Source organism: Chryseobacterium sp. C2(2020), from assembly GCF_014218915.1.
Lineage (GTDB): Bacteria > Bacteroidota > Bacteroidia > Flavobacteriales > Weeksellaceae > Chryseobacterium > Chryseobacterium mucoviscidosis.
The window spans coordinates 1-1326 of sequence record NZ_JACLCT010000093.1 but is presented as its reverse complement, the minus strand read 5'-3'; the positions used below and the strand labels follow the sequence as shown (position 1 = coordinate 1326).

Here is a 1326-nt window from a genome sequence, read left to right as displayed (position 1 = left end):
CAAAAGCTGCCGAAGGTTCCGTTCAACAGGGTTTTCATTGTTCGTGCTGCGCACGCAACGAAAACTTAGCTATTATGGGCAGTACATTTGTATGATTAAGAGAATTTTACGTTTATTTTTTTTTGATAGCTTATCATTTCAAACTCATAATTTTTGAAAATCCAACTATTTGCTAAATCTATTGCAACTTGTTCGCTTATTCTTACTGGTGGCTTTATTTCTTCTACGTCATCAATATTATGGATTTTAAACCGTAAAGGTTTTGTTATGTTTTTTATATATGAAATTATTTGTAGATATAATGGGTATGATTTTGGTGAATGTAATTGTATGTCTTCGTATATAAAATATTTTCCCTTTTCATCTTCTTTGTCTACACTTACGCCTTTTTGTAATGTGATTTGTACAGCCCAACCCTGAATTCGTACAGCTTCTCTGTAATGTGTCCAATGTACCATATTTGCAGGACTTATTATAAAACCTATTGAGTCTTTAACATTCAAACTACAGACAAAACTGTTTATAGTAATATAAGAAATACTATCTTGTTTCAAATACTTTTTAGGGTGTTTGTCTGATATAAGTGAGTTGTAAAATTTTGTATATTCTTCTTGTATATCTTCGCCTCTTTGGTCGTTAAATTCGATTTCTAATTCTTTACAATATTTTACAAAATCTCTAAATTCATTCGGAGTTAATATAAAACTTAATTTCCAAAAACCGTTTTTAATTGTTCCCATATTTTTTTCGTTTAATTTTTGGTTGTATTGCCCATAACACCCAAATTTACGCGTTGCGCAAATATCGAATATATACAATTGCGTCAATGTTGTTTGTTTTTTTTATAAAGTATTGTAAATCATTATTTTATTTTTATTATATTTGGATAAACGCATAAATTTTATAATGATGAATAAAAATTACGAAAATGATTTCGCAACCCTACTACGTCTTCAACGTTATTCCGAAAATAGCATTAAGACATATAAATCCCACCTGTCTTATTTTCTAAAACTTTCTGCTAAATATCGAACGGAAGATATTACACAAAAACAGCTTGAAGATTTTATCATTTGGCTTTTTGATAAAAAGAAAATAGGTTCTTCTTACCAAAAAGCTATTATTGCAACAATTACCAAATTTTATAAAGAAATATTTCAACGGACAGTAAATTTACAGCATCTTTATCCGCAAAGAAATGAAAATAAACTACCTATATTTTTAAGTAAAAGCGAGGTCAAAAAAATATTAGTATTTGTTATTTTAAAATATATAATTGTTTATTTAGTTTTAGAAAAAGCAACTTTAAAGAGTTTTCCAGCATAA

The 1326-nt window shown here is 27.9% G+C and carries 2 protein-coding genes; one reads left to right on the top strand and one right to left on the bottom strand.

The annotated features are described in order from the left end of the window. Nucleotides 1-95: 95 nt before the first annotated feature. Nucleotides 96-740 (bottom strand): hypothetical protein, encoded by a 645-nt coding sequence (locus H6W52_RS21040; RefSeq protein WP_123892028.1) that lies wholly within the window; start codon nucleotides 738-740, stop codon nucleotides 96-98. A gap of 166 nt (nucleotides 741-906) precedes the next feature. Here H6W52_RS21040 and H6W52_RS21035 point away from each other — a divergent pair, with 166 nt between their 5' ends. After that, complete coding sequence (locus H6W52_RS21035) at nucleotides 907-1326, top strand: phage integrase N-terminal SAM-like domain-containing protein (protein WP_116100104.1); 420 nt, start codon at nucleotides 907-909, stop codon at nucleotides 1324-1326.

Coding starts and splice junctions, on each gene's coding strand:
- H6W52_RS21040 (WP_123892028.1), bottom strand. CDS start 740: ATGGGAACAATTAAAAACGGTTTTTGGAAATTAAGTTTTATATTAACT.
- H6W52_RS21035 (WP_116100104.1), top strand. CDS start 907: ATGATGAATAAAAATTACGAAAATGATTTCGCAACCCTACTACGTCTT.